Raw genomic sequence first — 16555 nt, 5'->3', positions numbered from 1 at the left:
CCGATGTTGCAGGTGCGGAGCAGATTCGGCTAGCCGCGGCGAAGCTCGTTGATGGTGCTGAGCGCCGTGGTGACCATGATCTTGGTGCCGTAGCCGATGCAGCGCTCGTCCGGGACGTAGTCTCCGCGGTGCAGATCGAAGTCAGTGCCTCCGGGGGTCTTGGTCCCGAGCCGGAACATGGCCCCGGGGAGCTCCTGGGTCATCCAGGCGAAGTCTTCTCCACCCATGGACTGGGGAGCCAGTTCCAGGCCCTCCGAGCCGAGCACCTCGCGTCCGGCATGCTCCAGCAAGGTGGTCTCCCGTTCGCTGTTGATCACCGGGGGCACGCCGCGGATGTGTTCGAGCTCCACGTCGACCCCCCAGGGGGCGGCGACCTGTTCGACGATCTCGTCCAGAAGCTTCCCGGCGTCGCGCCAGGCGTCGGCGTCGAGGATCCGCATCGTGCCCACCAGCGTGCCGCTGGAGGGGATCGCGTTGTGCGCGCTGCCAGCCTCGATCTGACCCCACACGAGTGAGACCGCGGAGCGCACGTCGACGCGGCGGGAGAGCACCGCGGGAACGGCGGAGGCGATGTGCGCCAGCGCGGAGACCATGTCCTCGGTCAGGTGCGGGCGGGAGGTGTGTCCACCGCGCCCGGTGACGTTGATCCGGACCACATCGGCCGCCGAGGTGATGGCCCCGATCCGTGTCCCGATCATACCCACCTCGATGCGCGGGTCGCAGTGCAGCGCGAAGATCCTGGGCAGCGGCTTCAGGACGCCCTGTTGGACCATCTCCAGGGCACCTCCGGGCATGGTCTCCTCAGCGGGCTGGAAGATGACGCGCACCTTCGCGCCCAGCCCGTCCGGCTCGCCGCCCTCGATCCGGTCCTGATGCAGCCGCTGCAGGCTCAGCGCCACGCCGAGAGCGATGGTGGTGTGGATGTCGTGGCCGCAGGCGTGGGCGACGCCGGGGTGGGTGGAGGCGAAGGGCAGCTCCGTCAGCTCAGCCACCGGCAGCGCATCGATGTCCCCGCGGAACCCTGCGGCGAACTCCCCGGTGCCGATGTCCACGTAGAGCCCGGTGGTCTCGGGCATCAGCTCGGGCTGAAGGCCCGCTGCGTGCAGCTGTGCGGCGAGTCGCTCGGTGGTGCGTTCTTCCTTCCACGAGAGCTCGGGGTGGGAGTGGAGGTCTCGGCGCACCTCGATCAGGGACGCTTCCAGCGCGTCGACCACCTCGGAGGCCGAGGCGTGGGCGGCCTTGAGCATCACCGTGTGGGGCGTGGGCTCAGAGGACATCGGATTCTCCCTGCGCCCGCAGCGCCTCCACGGCCTGCTTCACCGACTGTGCGTGGTCGGTGGTGGTCACCAGCAGCGCGTCGGGGGTGTCCACCACCACGATGTTCTCCACCCCGATCAGGGCCACCACCCGCTGGGTGTCGGAGACCACCACTCCGGAGGACTGGTCCGAGTAGACCCGGGCCTTCTCTCCGAGCACCGTCATGGACTCCTGTTCCCGCGCCGGGTTCAGCCGCGCGATCGCCGCGAAGTCCCCGACGTCGTCCCAGGTGAAGTTCCCGGGAATCACCGCGACGTCCCCGGCCGCAGCGGCCGGCTCGGCGACGGCATAGTCGATCGCGATCTTCGGAAGCTCCGGCCAGACCCGTGCGGTGACTGCGGCCTGCTCAGGCGTCCCCCACGCGGCGGCGATCTCAGTGAGCCCGGCGTAGAGCGCGGGCTCGGCGCGGGCGAGATGATCCAGCAGCAGCGCCACCGGGGCGACGAACATGCCGGCGTTCCAGAGGTACTCCCCCGAGTCGACGTACTTCTCAGCGAGCTCCTGGCCCGGCTTCTCGACGAACTCCGCGACGTCCCTGGCGTGCGGCGCCCCCTCGATCGGTGCGCCGTCGACCTCAAGCGTCGCGCCCTTGCGGATGTAGCCGAAGCCTGTGGAGGGGTGCGTGGGAGTGATCCCGATGGTGACGATCCGGCCCGTGGCCGCAGTCGCGACGGCCTCCCGCACCGCCTGCTGGAAGATCTCCACCGGCGCGATGACCTGGTCGGCGGCGAAGGAGCCCATGATGATCTCGGGGTCCCGGCGGTGCAGGATCGCTGCCGCCAGGCCGATCGCGGCCGCAGAGTCCTTCGGCTCGGACTCGAGCACGAGGTCGTTCTCGTCGAGCTCGGGGATCTGCACCCGAACGGCCTCCCGGTGCGACTCCCCGGTGACCACCATCACGCGAGGGCCGGTCAGCGGGGCGAGCCGCTCGTAGGTGCTGCGGATCAGCGTGGTGCCGGACCCGGTGAGGTCGTGGAGGAACTTCGGCGCGCTGGCCCGGGAGAGCGGCCAGAGCCGCGTCCCCACCCCGCCTGCGGGGATCACGGTATAGAACTTGTCCAAAGATTCCTGTGAAGTCACCTCACCAGGGTAGTCCCATCCGTCCTGCAGCCCGCTCCGCCGCGCAGCGGACCCTGCAGGCGAGGAGCGCCGGGCCGGCCAGGACGCCGCGCAGGTGCGTCTTCAGGCGCTGCACGCCCCCTCGGCGGGTCCCGGGCCGCGCGGTGCGGAATTGAGTCTTCATATTGCGGTTTTTCTACACGTTGTAGAAGTCATTTGGCTCTCGCCGCCATTTCGCCAACAAGCCTGCATCAGGTCTAGGCTGAGCGGCGCAACAAAGCCTCCTGAAAGGCACCACGAGCCGCATCGACGGTTGCGGTGCTCTAGTCTGGTAGCTGAGAACAGACTCGCATCGGCGTCACGCATTCCGCACCGCCGCAGCGAAGAAAAACACGTACGTGACTGTGCGGCGCGGAACGCCATGCAACGATGCAGGGAGGTAATGACAGGTGACGCAGACTAAGGGCACCCTCTACAGAGGCCGGGAAGGCATGTGGTCCTGGGTGGGACACCGGATCACAGGCGTGGGGATCTTCTTCTTCCTCCTGGTCCATGTGCTCGACACCTCTCTGGTGCGAGTCTCTCCGGAGGCCTACGACGCGGTGATCGGCGCGTATAAGAACCCGATCATGATCGTCGGTGAGATCGGCCTGGTCGGCGCGATCGTCTTCCACGCGTTCAACGGCCTGCGGATCATCCTGGTGGACTTCTGGTCCCAGGGCACCCGCTACCACCGTCAGATGCTGTGGGCCGTGATGGGCCTCTGGGTCATCACGATGATCGGCTTCACCGTCCGCCACTTGATGCTGTTCCTTGACGGCTGGGGAGGGTTCTGAGAATGACCACCACGAAATCTGACGCACTGCTGCCCGCGCAGGGCATCGAAGCCCCGCGCTCCGGTCGCATCGACCCGAAGTACCTGCGCCGCGGCTCCTCGAAGTCCAGCAGCTTCGAGATGGCCGCCTGGGTCTTCATGCGCGTCTCCGGCGCCGCCCTGGTGGTCCTGATCTTCGTCCACCTGGCAGTGAATCTCCTGGTCGGCGAGGGCATCCACCAGATCGACTTCGGCTTCGTCGCCGGCAAGTGGGCCAATCCGGTCTGGCAGTTCTGGGACCTCACCATGCTCTGGCTGGCGATGCTGCACGGCGGCAACGGGATGCGCACGATCATCAACGACTACGCAGAGAAGGACTCCACCCGAGTGTGGCTCAAGTCCATCCTCTACCTCTCGGTGATCGTCATCATCGTCCTGGGCACCATGGTCATCTTCACCTTCGAGCCCTGCCTGCTCGACAACGCTGGCCAGCTGCTCGAGTCCTCCCCCTCCTTCTGCCAGAACGTCTGATGCGCACCGGGTCCGCCCGGTGCGCATCCGTGCGCGTTCACATGCCTTTCGAACACCAAGAAAAGAGAGCCACAAGCTGATGCAGGTTCACAAGTACGACGTCGTCATCGTCGGCGCCGGTGGCGCCGGAATGCGCGCAGCCATCGAATCCGGGCAGCGTGCCCATACCGCCGTGCTGACCAAGCTCTACCCCACCCGGTCCCACACCGGCGCGGCGCAGGGCGGCATGTGTGCCGCGCTGGCCAACGTCGAGGAGGACAACTGGGAGTGGCACACCTTTGACACCGTCAAGGGTGGCGACTACCTGGTGGACCAGGATGCCGCCGAGGTCATGGCCAAAGAAGCCATCGACGCCGTGCTGGACCTGGAGAAGATGGGCCTGCCCTTCAACCGCACCCCCGAGGGCAAGATCGACCAGCGGCGCTTCGGCGGGCACACCCGCGATCACGGCAAGGCCGCCGTGCGTCGCGCCTGCTATGCCGCGGACCGCACCGGGCACATGATCCTGCAGACGCTGTACCAGAACTGCGTGAAGCACAACGTCGAGTTCTACAACGAGTATTACGTGCTGGATCTGCTCACCGTGGACGAAGAGGTGACCCGTGAAGACGGCACCACCTACATGCAGAAGAAGACAGCCGGCGTCGTCTCCTACGACCTGGCCAACGGTGAGATTCACGTCTTCCAGGCCAAATCGGTGGTCTTCGCCACCGGTGGTCTGGGCAAGATCTTCAAGACCACCTCCAATGCGCACACGCTGACCGCCGACGGCATGGCTCTGGCCTACCGTGCCGGCATCCCGCTGGAGGACATGGAGTTCGTGCAGTTCCACCCCACCGGCCTGGCCGGGCTGGGGATCCTGCTCTCCGAGGCCGCACGCGGCGAAGGCGGGATCCTGCGAAACTCCGAGGGAGAGCGCTTCATGGAGCGCTACGCCCCCACCATCAAGGACCTCGCCCCACGTGACATCGTGGCCCGGTCCATGGCCAACGAGGTGCGCGAAGGCCGGGGTGCGGGTCCGAACAAGGACTACGTGCTGCTGGACCTGACCCACCTGGAGCCGGCGCACATCGACGCCAAGCTCCCGGACATCACCGAGTTCGCCCGCACCTACCTCGGTGTGGAGCCCTACACCGAGCCGGTGCCGGTCTTCCCGACCTGCCACTACGCCATGGGCGGGGTGCCCACCACGGTGAAGTCCGAGGTGCTTCAGGACAACGACACCATCGTCCCCGGCCTCTTCGCCGCCGGCGAGGTCGCCTGCGTCTCGGTCCACGGATCCAACCGCCTGGGCACCAACTCGCTGCTGGACATCAACGTCTTCGGCAAGCGCGCCGGCCTGGCCGCCGCCGAGTACGCGGCCACCGCTGAGTTCGTGGACATCCCGGAGAACCCGACGGCCTTCACCGAGAACCAGCTCAACGCGATGCGCGCCTCCACCGGTGGAGAGCGCACCGCGACGCTGCGCGCCGAGCTGCAGGAGACCATGGACGCGAACATGCAGGTGTTCCGCTCCGAGGAGACCATCAAGGAAGCCCTTGCGGTCATTGCTGACCTGCGCAAGCGCTATAAGAACGTGCAGATCCAGGACAAGGGCAAGCGCTTCAACCTGGACCTGCTCGAGGCTGTGGAACTCGGCTTCCTGCTGGACATGGCCGAGGTCATGACCGTGGCAGCCCTGCACCGCAAGGAGTCCCGCGGCGGACACTACCGCGAGGACTTCCCGGAGCGTGATGATGAGAACTTCATGCTCCACTCGATGATGTACCTAGACCCCGAGTCCTCGACCGATGGCACGAACGGCATCCGCGCCGACACCAAGCCGGTCGTCTTCACCCGTTACGAGCCGATGGAGCGTAAGTACTGATGAGCACTCCCACCAAAGAAGCCGCAGAGCCCGCCTCCAAGATCGACATGAAGGAGAGCGGGGGCGGAGGCGAGGTCCCCAGCTTCGACGTGACCATCCAGGTGCGCCGCTATGACCCGGAGTTCTCCGACGAGGCACGCTGGGATGAGTGGACGGTCACCATGTACGGCACCGACCGTGTGCTCGACGCGTTGCACAAGGTCAAGTGGGAGATCGACGGCTCGCTGACCTTCCGCCGCTCCTGCGCCCACGGCGTCTGCGGCTCGGACGCGATGCGCATCAACGGTCGCAACCGCCTGGCCTGCAAGGTCCTGCTCAAGGATCTGGACCTCTCCAAGCCGGTCCTGGTCGAGCCGATCAAGGGTCTGCCCGTGGAGAAGGACCTGATCGTGGACATGGAACCTTTCTTCCAGTCCTACCGCGAGATCATGCCCTTCATGGTCAACAACTCCCCCGCCCCGACCGGCGAGCGGATCCAGTCCCCGGAGGAGCGGGAACGCTTCGATGACACCACCAAGTGCATCCTGTGCGCCGCCTGCACCTCCTCCTGCCCGGTCTTCTGGACCGACGGGCAGTACTTCGGCCCGGCGGCGATCGTCAACGCGCACCGGTTCATCTTCGACTCCCGCGACGACGCCGGCGACATGCGCCTGGAGGTCCTCAACGACAAAGAGGGCGTGTGGCGCTGCCGCACCACCTTCAACTGCACCGACGCGTGCCCGCGCGGCATCGAGGTCACCAAGGCCATCCAAGAGGTCAAGCGTGCGGTGCTGACCCGCAGCATGTGATCCACTGTGCCTTCTGAGGTGGGGCGTCGGGCGCGAGCAGCACTCGCACCCGGCGCCCCACCTCTTGGTGCATCCCGCTCCCCTACGATGAGGTGTTGTCATGCAACGTCACGATGAGGCCGCCCAGCATCTGATCGAGGTGGGTGTGGGTCCGACCAACTTCACGAACATCGTGGTCGCCGCAGAGGCGCTGGAGCGTGGCATCACGGTCCGCAAGTCCACCAGCAGCCGCAGGATGGTCCTGGAGCACCAGGGACGCATGCGCACCTGGAGCGGCGGGAGCACCAACCACAACAGCGACCTGGTCAAGAAGATCGCCTCCTATAAGGATGTGGCCAGCCGGCTCTTCCGCGACCTGAAGATCAGCGCCCCGGAGAACGCCGTCTTCGCCGTGACCGAGGTCGAGCGCGCCTGGGCCTGGGCTGCTCCCTTCAGCAGAAGCGTGATCAAGCCGCACAACGGCAGGCAGGGCCAGAACGTCCACGCCGGGCTGCAGACCGAGGCGGAGTTCCACGCCGCCTTCGAGAAGGTGGCCGCGAAGAGCAGCCAGGTGCTGGTGGAGGAGTTCTACACCGGGGTGGAGCATCGATGCCTGGTCGTGGAAGGTCGCCTGGTGGCGGCCACACGACGCCGGCCCGCGAGCGTCCTGGGAGACGGTGTCAGCAGCATCGCGCAGCTGGTCACCGCGAAGAATCGGGACCGCGGCCCCATCCACAAGGACCTGGTCCTCGACGGCGACTCCCGCGAGTATCTCGCCAGGCACTCTCTGGCCCCGGATTCAATCCCGACGGCCGGTGAACGCATCTATCTCCGGAGCACCTCCAACCTGCATACAGGCGGGGACGCGGTGGACGCGACCGATGAGCTGCGCGCGCCGGAGCAGGAGCTGGTCGAGCGTGCGGCCCGGGCCCTGCCCGGGCTGAAGATCGTCGGCTTCGACGTGCTGCTCCCGCGCGGCGAGGCGGACCTGCACGAGCCCTCGATCCTGGAGATCAACGCCAGCCCGATGGTCTCGATGCACCATTTCCCCTGGTCGGGCCAGCCCCGCGATGCGGCCCGACATGTGGTCGACTCGCTCTTCCCGCGCACCGCACGCAGCTGAGACCCCACGCACCTCGGGCCGTGCGGCAACTGAGGCCGTGCGGCAGCTCGGGCCGTGCGGCAGTTCAGCGGCTGCGCGGGCGGAGCGCTCGGCTGCGGTCGTCGGTGGCCAGGGCTGCCCAGGAGGCGCAGAGCAGGTAGATCAGGCTGAGCAGGAAGAAGTAGACGAAGAAGCCCAGCACCGTGGCGAAGGAAGACACGATCAGGTTTCCGTCCTCCACGCCGCTGAGCAGGAACGTCGAGAGGTGGCGCAGCAGCGATGAGCCGACGGCGGCGATCAGCGCCGCACGCCACAGCACCGAGACCGGCATCACCACCCGCGAGGCCACCCGGAAGATCAGGATCGCCACCAGCACGTCCAGGATCAGCGGCACGGCGAGGGTGATCAACGTGCCGACCAGTCCTTGCAGCACATTGAGGTTCCATCCCAGCAGGTCTTCGCTGAACACCAGGACAGATTCTGAGAGCAGGCTGGTGGCGGTGGCGGCGAGCAGCATCACGGCCAGCAGCAGCATCACAGCCAGATCCCGTGACTTCACCACGAACACGTTCTCATCCATCAGCGGCCGGTCGAAGATGCTGCGGATACCCGCGCGCAGCCCGTTGATCCAGCTCAGCGAGGCCACCGCGGCGACCAGCAGCGAGACCACCAGGGTGAGCCCGAAGCCCTCGGTGTCGAAGAGCTGCGCCTGGGTCGCCAGTCCGTCCTCGCCGATCACCCCGGGCAGCGCGTCATTGGTGAGGTCCACGATCGTGTCCTGCAGCTGTTGATCACCACCGATGACCAGTCCTGCCACGGAGAACCCAGCCACGAGCGCAGCCGAGACGGAGAAGAACATCATGTAGGCCGCGCCGGCGGCCATCACCGTGCCGTAGTGGAACAGGAAGAGGTTGAATATCCGCATGCCGCGGGTGGTGTCGAGTCGGGTGAGGCCCCAGAACAAGGTCAGCCCGAACATGGCGGCCCCGCTGCGACCCTCCCGCCGGGCATGGCCCCAGGCCTGGCGTGCCCGGACCTCGCGGCGACGCAGCCCCTCGAGGTCCAGCGGGTTGACCATGCCGGAGACTTCCTCGCGGTCATTCATCGCCTTCGCCGCGGCACGCGCGTGCCCGGCGATCAGCCCGTGACCGCCGGTGCGTGGTCGCAGTCTGGAGGGGTCCTCGTTCACCGCAGGCTCACCCTCTGCTCAGCGCCCGCTCGCCGGAAGGAATCCGACCTTGTCGTAGACCTCGGCGAGGGTCTCCCCCGCCACGGCCCGCGCCTTGGCGGCTCCGGTGGCCAGCAGCGCATCGAGCTGGGCCGGGTCTTCCAGCAGCTCCTCGGTGCGATCGCGGATCGGACCGAGCTTGGCCACCACGACCTCGGCCAGCTCCACCTTCAGGTGCCCGTACATCCGACCCTGGTACTCCTCGACGATCTCAGCGACCGAGCGGTCGGTGAGCGCGGAGTAGATGCTCAGCAGGTTCGAGACACCCGGCTTCTCGGCCTGGTCGAAGCGGATCTCGGCGCCGTCGTCGGTCACGGCGGACTTGATCTTCTTCGCGATCTGCTTATCGGTGTCCATCAGGTTCAGCAGCCCGGCGGGCGAGGCCGCGGACTTCGACATCTTCGCCGTGGGGTTCTGCAGGTCATAGATCCGCGCCCCGGCCTCGGGGATCAGCGGCTGGGGCACCCGGAAGGTCTCCCCGTAGCGGTGGTTGAACCGTTGGGCGAGGTTGCGTGAGAGCTCCACGTGCTGCTTCTGGTCCTGACCCACCGGGACCCCGTGCGGCTGGTAGAGCAGGATGTCAGCGGCCTGCAGCATCGGGTAGGTGAAGAGCCCGACCCCGGCCGCATCGGCGCCCTGCTTGGCGGACTTGTCCTTGAACTGGGTCATCCGGGCGGCCTCCCCCATCCCGGTCAGGCAGGTCATGATCCAGCCCAGCTGCGCATGTTCGGGCACGTGGGACTGCACGAACACCGTGGAGCGCTCGACGTCGAGGCCCCCGGCCAGGTACTGGGCCGCGGTCCGGCGCACCCGGGTGCGCAGCTCAGCGGGGTCCTGGTGCACGGTGATCGCATGCATGTCCGGGATGAAGAAGAAGGCGTCATAGCGCTCCTGCATCTTCACCCAGTTGACCAGCGCTCCCAGGTAGTTGCCCAGGTGCAGGGAGTCAGCGGAGGGCTGCATCCCGGAGAGTACGCGCTCAGTCACGGCGGTTCCTTCGTGTTGTCGGGGTCAGGCGGGGGCGGGTCCGCCGGAGGTCGGGCCGGTGTCCTTCGGGAGCCGGTGCCCTCTAGGGGCGGTGTCCTTCGGGGGGCCGCTCAGGGCAGCTGGTAGTCCACGACCAGCGGGGCGTGATCGGACCAGCGCAGCGAGTAGTCCTGTGCCCGGTCTACCTTGAGGTTGCCCGCCAGCTCGGCCAGGGCCGGGGTGGCCATGTGATAGTCGATCCGCCATCCGGTGTCGTTGTCGAAGGCCTTCCCCCGATAGGACCACCAGGTGTAGGGGCCATCAATCTCTCCGGCCAGGTCTCGTGCGACGTCGCGGAAGCCGAGCTCGCCGAAGTAGGCATCAAAGTATGCCCGCTCCTCCGGGAGGAACCCGGAGTTCTTCACGTTGCCCTTCCAGTTCTTGATGTCGAGCTCGCGGTGGCCCACGTTGAGGTCACCCATGACCAGCAGATGATCGGTGCGCCGCGCGAGCTGCGGCAGGTACTCGGTCATGTACTGCAGGAATCGCATCTTGTGCTCCTGCTTGGGCGAGCCCACTTCCCCGGAGTGCACGTAAACGCTGACCACGGTCAGCGTGGAGCCGTCGCCGAGCTCATAGTCGGCTTCGATCCAGCGGCCGTCATCCTCGGGGTGGCCCTCGCCGATGCCGCGGCGGGTGGCGATGGGCGGCTTCCTGGAGATGATCGCGACGCCGGCCCGGCCCTTGTCGGCCGCCTCATACTCATGCACATGCCAGGTCTCGGGGGCGGTCATCTCACCGACCAGCTTGGTCAGGATCTCCTCATTGGCACGCACCTCTTGGAGCGCCAGGATGTCGATCTCGCGGTCCGCGAGCCATTCACCCATGCCTTTGCGGTGCGCGGCGCGGATCCCATTGACGTTGACCGAGGCGATCCGGGTCTGCTGGCCCGATTTGGCGTCACGGATCCGGTGCGGGTGTTCGCCGAAGTCTGCTGCCTCGGTGGGGGCGGCGCTGGACGCCGGGGCGGTCTTGGGCGTGGCTGTGCTGTTCGGGGTCACCTGGGGTCCTCTCAGGGCACGATCTCGCCCGTGATGGGCTGGTCGTCGTCGTTGTTCCGGGTCTTCGCGCGGCTGTCCTGGTCTCGGCGACGGCTGTCGGGGGTGTCCTGGCGCTCCTGCGTCGAGTCGCCTGCTCCGCGCCCGACGTGCTCTGCGAGCATGTCCCGGCCGTTGCCTGCGGTCATCTCGATGGTGTCCAGGGCGCGATCCACCATGGCAAGGTCTGCCTCTTCGCCCTTGGCGAGCTCCTGAGCGATGACCCGCTTCTGGACCTCGACGATCTTGAAGGAATGATCCAGCTTCAGGTTCCTTCCGTGGGTGTCCTCATCGACCACGGTGGCGCCGCCCAGGGTGTCGGCTCGGCGGGAGGCCGCGTCGGCGCGCGCCGAGTCCAGCGTCTGGCCCAACTTCTTGGCCCCGGAACGCACCGAGACCACCAGCACGGTGGCCAGCAGCAGCCAGCCTCCGGCGATGACGGCGATGACCCAGCCGATCACGTCGTTCTGGTTGGCGGCGAAGATCAGGGCCACCAGGAGCACAGTGATCATCACCGCGAAGCTGATGCCTGAGGTCCGGCGGCCGAAGTTCTTCAGGGTTTCCTGCGCGCCAGATGCGCCACCCGTGGGCAGTGACTGCTGAGAGCTCATGGGGCGATTATCCCTGCGATCACGGCTTGATGGCGAATCGACTCCCCCGCCGGACTGCCACGCGGCTGTTCCCCCGCGGCAGCCTGCTCGGAACTGCCTGTTGGTCTCCTATGATGGCCGTGGACCTCGTCCAGAACTGTCCCGACGATCCAGGAGGACCCGATGGTCACCCAACCCGAGACCCCTCGCCCCGCAGATCCCGCCGAGCGGACCACGTATATGCGCCGCTACGCCCTGGACCCGGCGCTGGCCGAGGAGTTCGTCAGCTTCCTCACCAAGCAGGTCATCCCGGCGCGTGAGGAGCGCGGGTTCACCGTGGAATCGATCTGGCTCTCAGACGGCAAGGACGAGCTGACCTGGTTCGTCAGCCGCCCCGGCGATCGCGAGGAGTTCGCCCAGGCGGAGCAGGCCTGGGAGGAATCCGATGAGCGCGCGGAGATCTTCGCCGGGGCCCCGGCCTATGTGAAGGCCAAGGACCTGCGCCCGGTCACGCGGCTGCGCTGAGCCGGACCAGTCGGCGCTTCACCAGCCCCACTGGGCCAGCGCTGACCTCGTCCTACGCGGTCTGCTGGTCCTGGGCTGCCTGCTTATCCTGAACCTCCCGCTGATCCTGCATTTCTCACTGGCCCTGGGCCCCCTGCTGGTCATGGGCTGCCTGCCGCGCCTGACGGGCGGCGAAGAGCGCGGCCGCCACCGAGGTGAGCATCAGCGCCGCGATCACCAGCGAGCTGGTCACGATGGCACTCTGATGTCCGGCGTCCGCGCTGACCGAGAAGTAGATCCCGGTGACCACCGCGATGCCGATCGCGGTGAACACCCGCTGAGCGGTCTGCGCCACCCCGCCGGCGGCGCCGGCCATGGGCTCCGGGACCTCCCGCATGGACAGCGTCTGTGCGCTGGGGATGATCAGCGCCTGGGAGAGACCGACGACGCCCAGAGCGGCGCCGATCAGCCAGAGCGAGCCGTAGCCGGTGCCCATGAGCGCCGCCGCTCCGGCCAGGAAGAGCATCGCGACGACGCCGGCCAGGGTTCCGCTGACCAGCATCCGGGGCCCCTTGAGCTCCACCGCCCGGCCCACCCGTGCCGAGAGCAGCATCACCATCACGGCGCTGGGCAGCGTCACCAGCCCGGCGATCAGCGCGCCCTCCCCGCGACCCTGCTGGACGTAGATCGCCACCACCGCCCAGGTCGCTGGCATCCCCGCGAAGTACAGGCCCAGCACCAGGGAGTTCAACGTATAGCTGGGCAGGGTGAACAGAGCCAGGTTGACCATCGGGGCATCGGCGTCGCGCCGGCCCAGCCGTCGCTCCCAGAGTGCCCACAGCACCAGCACCCCCACTCCGGCGGCGCCGAAGAGTCCGCCGAGCAGGCCGCGGAACTGGATGAAGGGCAGCATCAGCAGCAGCACTGCGACGCTGAGCAGCACCACTCCGAGCGGATCGAGCCGGGCGATGCCGCGCGTAGCAGCCCTCGGCTCGGCCGGTTCGGCTGTCCCGCGCGGCGCGGTGGGCCCCGACTCCGCAGCGGCTTCGCGCTCCGCTGCGGGTTTGGGCTCGGCGGCGGGAGTCGGCATCTCGGTGGCAGCCGGGGGCTCGGCGTCGTCGAGGGTCTTGGGCAGCCACGCGACGATCGAGATCAGCGCGATGATGGTGACCGGAACATTGATCAGGAAGGTCATCCGCCAGCCGAGGTCTGAACCGGTGGTGTCGATGATCAACCCGCCCAGCGCCGGCCCTGCCGCGACTGCGACCCCGATGACGGTGCCCATCATCCCGTAGGCCCGCCCCCGCGCGGGACCGCTGAACAGGCGCTGGATCATCCCGATGACCTGCGGGGTGAGGATGCCCGCGGCGAACCCCATGAAGACGCGTGCGATGTTGATCACCAGCGGGGTCATCGCCAGAGCGGCGCCGAGGGAGGCCAGACCGAAGAGCAGCACGCCGAACATGAACAGGCCACGTCGGCCCCAGATGTCTCCTGCACGGCCGGCCGGGACCAGTGCCATGCCGAAGGCCAGCGCGTAGCCGGAGAGCACCCACTGCAGATCCGCCGACGCGGCACCGAGGCTCTCCTCGATCGCTGGCAGTGCGACATTGACGATGCTGATGCTCAGCAGCGAGGCGAAGAGCGGCAGGAACATCGCCGTCATCATCCGGCGCGAGCTGCCCGTGGCAGAGGTCTGGTTCACCAGCTCAGCCTATCCCCGCGAGCGCCTTGCGGATCTTCATGTAACTCCTCCCGGACCGCTCGGTGCAGCGGTCACGACTCGGTGCACCGGACACGACGCAGAACGGGGACGCCCCCGTGAAGGAGCGTCCCCGTCGAGCAGGAGAAGAGACTACCGGCGGAACTGCGCCAGGTAGGTCTTGACCTCGGAGCTGAAGGCCAGCACCAGCCAGTAGATGGCGACCGCCACATGAGCCAGCACCAGCACCAGGCTCAGCGGGTCCGCGCCGATCACGCCGAAAAGCGTGAAGACGACGCCGATGATCGCGAACACGATGCCGGTCACGCGTGCCCAGTTCTTGTTCTTCTTCAGTCCGAAGAAGACCAGCAGGTAGAGCCCGACGCCGATGATGATCATCACCCAGACCAGTCCGGTGGTCAGACCCACCATCATGTCGGCGAAGTCAGCCGCCTCCTGGCCGGCCATGCCCTGCTGCTCGGCGGTGGTGATCATGTCCTGCCGGAGCAGATCGTCACTCAGGAAGAGACCCGGGAGCGAGCTGAGCACGTAGATCGCCAATGAGACCAGGGTCATCGTCTTGAGCAGGCTGTACTTCTTGGGCTCCGCGACCGGTCCGCCGTAGCTGCCCGGTGCGTAGGGGTCGGTGCCGTACTTCGAGGCGGGTGCCCCCTGGCCACCGGGCTGCTGCGCCGGGTAGCCACCCTGCTGGGAGGGGTAACCACCCTGCTGCGCCGGGTAGCCACCCTGCTGCGCGGGGTAGTCACCGCCCGGCTGGCCGCCGGGGACGCCGGGCTGGTCTCCGTAGGGAGGGTTGCTCATGTCGACTCCTTGTTCATTGGTTGTGTTCACGAATCACTCTAGGCCCCGCGGACCGCGCTCACTCGTAGCGAAGCGCCTCGATCGGGTCTTTCTTCGCGGCTCGTGCTGCCGGCAGCGTGCCGGCCAGGAACGCGATGAACACGATCAGTGCGGTGATCCCCAGGATCGCCAGCGGATCCACGGCGAAGAGCGTCAGTCCGGCCACGGCCCCGAGGGGACCGCCTTCTCCGGTGAGCCAGGCGTTGCCGGCCAGGCCGGCACCGAGTCCGAGCACCACGCCGATGACCGATCCCAGGATCCCGATGACCACGGCTTCCATGGAGAAGAGCCCGAAGACCTTGCCGCTGGACATGCCCAGCGCCTTCATCAGGCCGATCTCTCGGGTGCGTTCCTGGACCGACATCAGCAGCGTGTTCACGATGCCGAAGCTGGCCGCGAGCAGCGCGATCAGTCCGAAGCCGGAGAGCACCCAGGCGACGGCGTCGATCACGCCCTGGACGGCCCCGATCTGATCCTCCACGGTCAGACCCAGCAGGTCCTCCTCGAGCAGCGCGTCCTTGACGCCCTGCTCGTTGGCCTCGATGTCATCGACGTCGAGCACGGCCATGGCGTAGGCGTTCTCCGCCTGGCCCTGGTAGCCCTCCATGGAGAGGTCGTTGAGCTCCTGGTTCAGCTCCCGGGAGGGCATCGGGGTCGCGCCGATCCCGGAGAGCGCCTCCTCGGAGACGCCGACGATCTCGGCCTCCACGGTGGACTGCTGACCGGTGACATCGCTGATCCCGATGCTCACAGTCTCGCCGAGGACCTCTTCAGCGTCCTCGGTGTCGAAGATGCTCAACCAGTCTGACGGGATGCTGAGCTCCATCCCGTCTTCACCGGGGGCCTCCCCGGCCTCGAGCTCGAGCCCCAGCGCGTTGGCCGGGACGTCGAGGTCCATGTCGTACTGGGACCCGTCGGGGGTCTCGAGGTAGTCCGGCGAGACGAAGACCATGGGGTCCACCGCCGAGACGTTCTCGATCTGCTCGATCGTCTCGATGTCCGAGTCGGTGAGCACACCTCCGCCGGAGCCCGGCCCGAACATGCCGCCCGTGCTGGCTGCGGCCTCCGGGTCATACTCGGCCGGACCGTCGGTGGGCTCGGCATCGGAGGCCCCGGTGCTCATGACGAACATCTGCGAGGACCCGCCGAAACCGGCGACCACATTGTCCACGTACTTGTTGACTCCAGCGCCGAGCCCCGAGGTCAGGGTCAGCGTGAAGGAGCCGATCACGATGGCGACCACCGTCAGGGCGGTGCGCAGCTTGGAGCGGAAGGTGTTGCCCAGCGCGGTGCGTGCGACGTCGACTGATCTCATGCGTGCACCCCCGTCGCGCCGTGCTCCTCGGCGTGGATCTCGCCGTCCTGCATCATCAGGCGACGCTGACACTTCCCGGCCAGGTCCTCGTCGTGGGTGACCACGACCAGGGTGATGCCGTGGTCCCGGTGCAGACCGAAGAGGATGTCCTCGACGATCTCTGAGGTGGCGGTGTCCAGGTTCCCGGTGGGCTCATCGGCGAAGAGCACGGTGGGCCGGTTGACCAGGGCGCGGGCGATGCAGGCGCGCTGCTTCTGTCCGCCGGAGAGGTTGGTCGCCTTGTTCTTGGCCTTATCGGCCATATCCAGCTGTTCCAGGACCTCCATCCCGCGGCGGTTGCGCTCTGACTTGCCCACCCCGGCGATCTTCAGCGGCAAGGTGATGTTCTCCAGCACCGTCTGGTTCGGGTTCAGGAAGAACTGCTGGAAGACGAACCCGAAGGTGGCGTTGCGCAGCTGGGAGACCTTCTTGGGCTTCAGCGCGGTGACCGGCTCGCCTCCCAGGGCGACGACGCCGGAGGTCGGCTCGTCGAGCAGCGCCAAGAGGTGCATGAGGGTGGACTTGCCGGAACCTGATTTACCTACGATGGCGACGGACTCGCCCTCATGGATCTCAAAGGTCAGGCCTTTGAGCGCATCAAAACGAGTTGCGCCCTTGCCATAGACCTTGACCAGGTTCTCGGTCTCGAGAACAGGGGTGGACATTGCATACCTTTCATCCTGCGGTGACATCGTGCTCGGTGGGCTGCTGAGGTGCTCGGCGGCACGAAGTTTCTACTACCCGTTCATTCTCCCGGATGAGAGCGCCGGGCACATCGGCCCAAAGGATGAGCCTC

The 16555-nt window shown here is 67.1% G+C and carries 16 protein-coding genes; 6 read left to right on the top strand and 10 right to left on the bottom strand.

Annotation, left to right across the window (positions count from 1 at the left end; genetic code table 11):
- Positions 1–29 precede the first annotated feature (29 nt).
- Both HNR24_RS00275 and HNR24_RS00270 read right to left on the bottom strand, forming a co-directional pair.
- A complete protein-coding gene (locus tag HNR24_RS00275; protein ID WP_182496037.1) occupies positions 30–1247 on the bottom strand; it encodes an amidohydrolase in 1218 nt (405 codons plus the stop codon).
- Between the two features lie 19 nt (positions 1248–1266).
- Entirely contained in the window at positions 1267–2397 is a 1131-nt protein-coding gene (locus HNR24_RS00270) for a mannose-1-phosphate guanylyltransferase (RefSeq protein WP_058887346.1), read from the bottom strand.
- A 428-nt stretch (positions 2398–2825) separates the two neighbouring features.
- Here HNR24_RS00270 and sdhC point away from each other — a divergent pair, with 428 nt between their 5' ends.
- From sdhC to HNR24_RS00245, 5 genes are all read left to right on the top strand, one after another.
- Entirely contained in the window at positions 2826–3212 is a 387-nt protein-coding gene (sdhC, locus tag HNR24_RS00265) for a succinate dehydrogenase, cytochrome b556 subunit (protein WP_083504545.1), read from the top strand.
- 2 nt (positions 3213–3214) lie between these two features.
- A complete protein-coding gene (locus tag HNR24_RS00260) occupies positions 3215–3721 on the top strand; it encodes a succinate dehydrogenase hydrophobic membrane anchor subunit (RefSeq protein ID WP_058887348.1) in 507 nt (168 codons plus the stop codon).
- Between the two features lie 79 nt (positions 3722–3800).
- Complete coding sequence (sdhA, locus tag HNR24_RS00255; protein ID WP_058887349.1) at positions 3801–5588, top strand: succinate dehydrogenase flavoprotein subunit; 1788 nt, start codon at positions 3801–3803, stop codon at positions 5586–5588.
- The gene (locus HNR24_RS00250) at positions 5588–6376 is read left to right on the top strand and encodes a succinate dehydrogenase iron-sulfur subunit (RefSeq protein ID WP_058887350.1); all 789 of its coding nucleotides are present in this window, start codon (positions 5588–5590) and stop codon (positions 6374–6376) included. The genes sdhA and HNR24_RS00250 overlap by 1 nt, the downstream gene beginning before the upstream one ends.
- A 100-nt stretch (positions 6377–6476) precedes the next feature.
- Positions 6477–7478 (top strand): hypothetical protein, encoded by a 1002-nt coding sequence (locus HNR24_RS00245; protein WP_058887351.1) that lies wholly within the window; start codon positions 6477–6479, stop codon positions 7476–7478.
- A gap of 64 nt (positions 7479–7542) precedes the next feature.
- Here HNR24_RS00245 and HNR24_RS00240 read toward each other — a convergent pair whose 3' ends face one another.
- The 4 genes from HNR24_RS00240 to HNR24_RS00225 form a co-directional block, all read right to left on the bottom strand.
- Positions 7543–8646 (bottom strand): YihY/virulence factor BrkB family protein, encoded by a 1104-nt coding sequence (locus HNR24_RS00240; RefSeq protein ID WP_182494658.1) that lies wholly within the window; start codon positions 8644–8646, stop codon positions 7543–7545.
- An 18-nt stretch (positions 8647–8664) separates the two neighbouring features.
- Positions 8665–9672 (bottom strand): tryptophan--tRNA ligase, encoded by a 1008-nt coding sequence (gene trpS / locus HNR24_RS00235; protein WP_310735355.1) that lies wholly within the window; start codon positions 9670–9672, stop codon positions 8665–8667.
- A gap of 110 nt (positions 9673–9782) precedes the next feature.
- Positions 9783–10619 carry an exodeoxyribonuclease III gene (locus tag HNR24_RS00230; protein ID WP_182496035.1) on the bottom strand — a complete coding sequence of 279 codons (837 nt, stop codon included), beginning with the start codon at positions 10617–10619 and terminating at the stop codon, positions 9783–9785.
- A 104-nt stretch (positions 10620–10723) separates the two neighbouring features.
- Complete coding sequence (locus tag HNR24_RS00225; protein WP_182494657.1) at positions 10724–11359, bottom strand: hypothetical protein; 636 nt, start codon at positions 11357–11359, stop codon at positions 10724–10726.
- Between the two features lie 162 nt (positions 11360–11521).
- Here HNR24_RS00225 and HNR24_RS00220 point away from each other — a divergent pair, with 162 nt between their 5' ends.
- Positions 11522–11863, top strand: a complete 342-nt coding sequence (locus tag HNR24_RS00220; RefSeq protein ID WP_182494656.1) for a hypothetical protein — start codon at positions 11522–11524, stop codon at positions 11861–11863.
- Between the two features lie 115 nt (positions 11864–11978).
- Here HNR24_RS00220 and HNR24_RS00215 read toward each other — a convergent pair whose 3' ends face one another.
- The 4 genes from HNR24_RS00215 to HNR24_RS00200 all read right to left on the bottom strand — a co-directional run bounded on the left by HNR24_RS00215 (position 11979) and on the right by HNR24_RS00200 (position 16424).
- A complete protein-coding gene (locus HNR24_RS00215) occupies positions 11979–13547 on the bottom strand; it encodes an MFS transporter (protein WP_182494655.1) in 1569 nt (522 codons plus the stop codon).
- A 150-nt stretch (positions 13548–13697) separates the two neighbouring features.
- A complete protein-coding gene (locus tag HNR24_RS00210) occupies positions 13698–14366 on the bottom strand; it encodes a single stranded DNA-binding domain-containing protein (RefSeq protein ID WP_182494654.1) in 669 nt (222 codons plus the stop codon).
- A gap of 58 nt (positions 14367–14424) precedes the next feature.
- Positions 14425–15720 (bottom strand): ABC transporter permease, encoded by a 1296-nt coding sequence (locus HNR24_RS00205; RefSeq protein ID WP_182494653.1) that lies wholly within the window; start codon positions 15718–15720, stop codon positions 14425–14427.
- Positions 15717–16424 (bottom strand): ABC transporter ATP-binding protein, encoded by a 708-nt coding sequence (locus HNR24_RS00200; protein WP_058887358.1) that lies wholly within the window; start codon positions 16422–16424, stop codon positions 15717–15719. Before HNR24_RS00200 ends, HNR24_RS00205 begins: the two co-directional genes overlap by 4 nt.
- Between the last annotated feature and the right edge of the window lie 131 nt (positions 16425–16555).

Source organism: Nesterenkonia sandarakina (assembly GCF_014138825.1).
GTDB classification, from domain to species: domain Bacteria; phylum Actinomycetota; class Actinomycetes; order Actinomycetales; family Micrococcaceae; genus Nesterenkonia; species Nesterenkonia sandarakina.
Note: the sequence above shows the minus strand (reverse complement) of the source record. Positions and strands in the feature narration are given on the sequence as shown.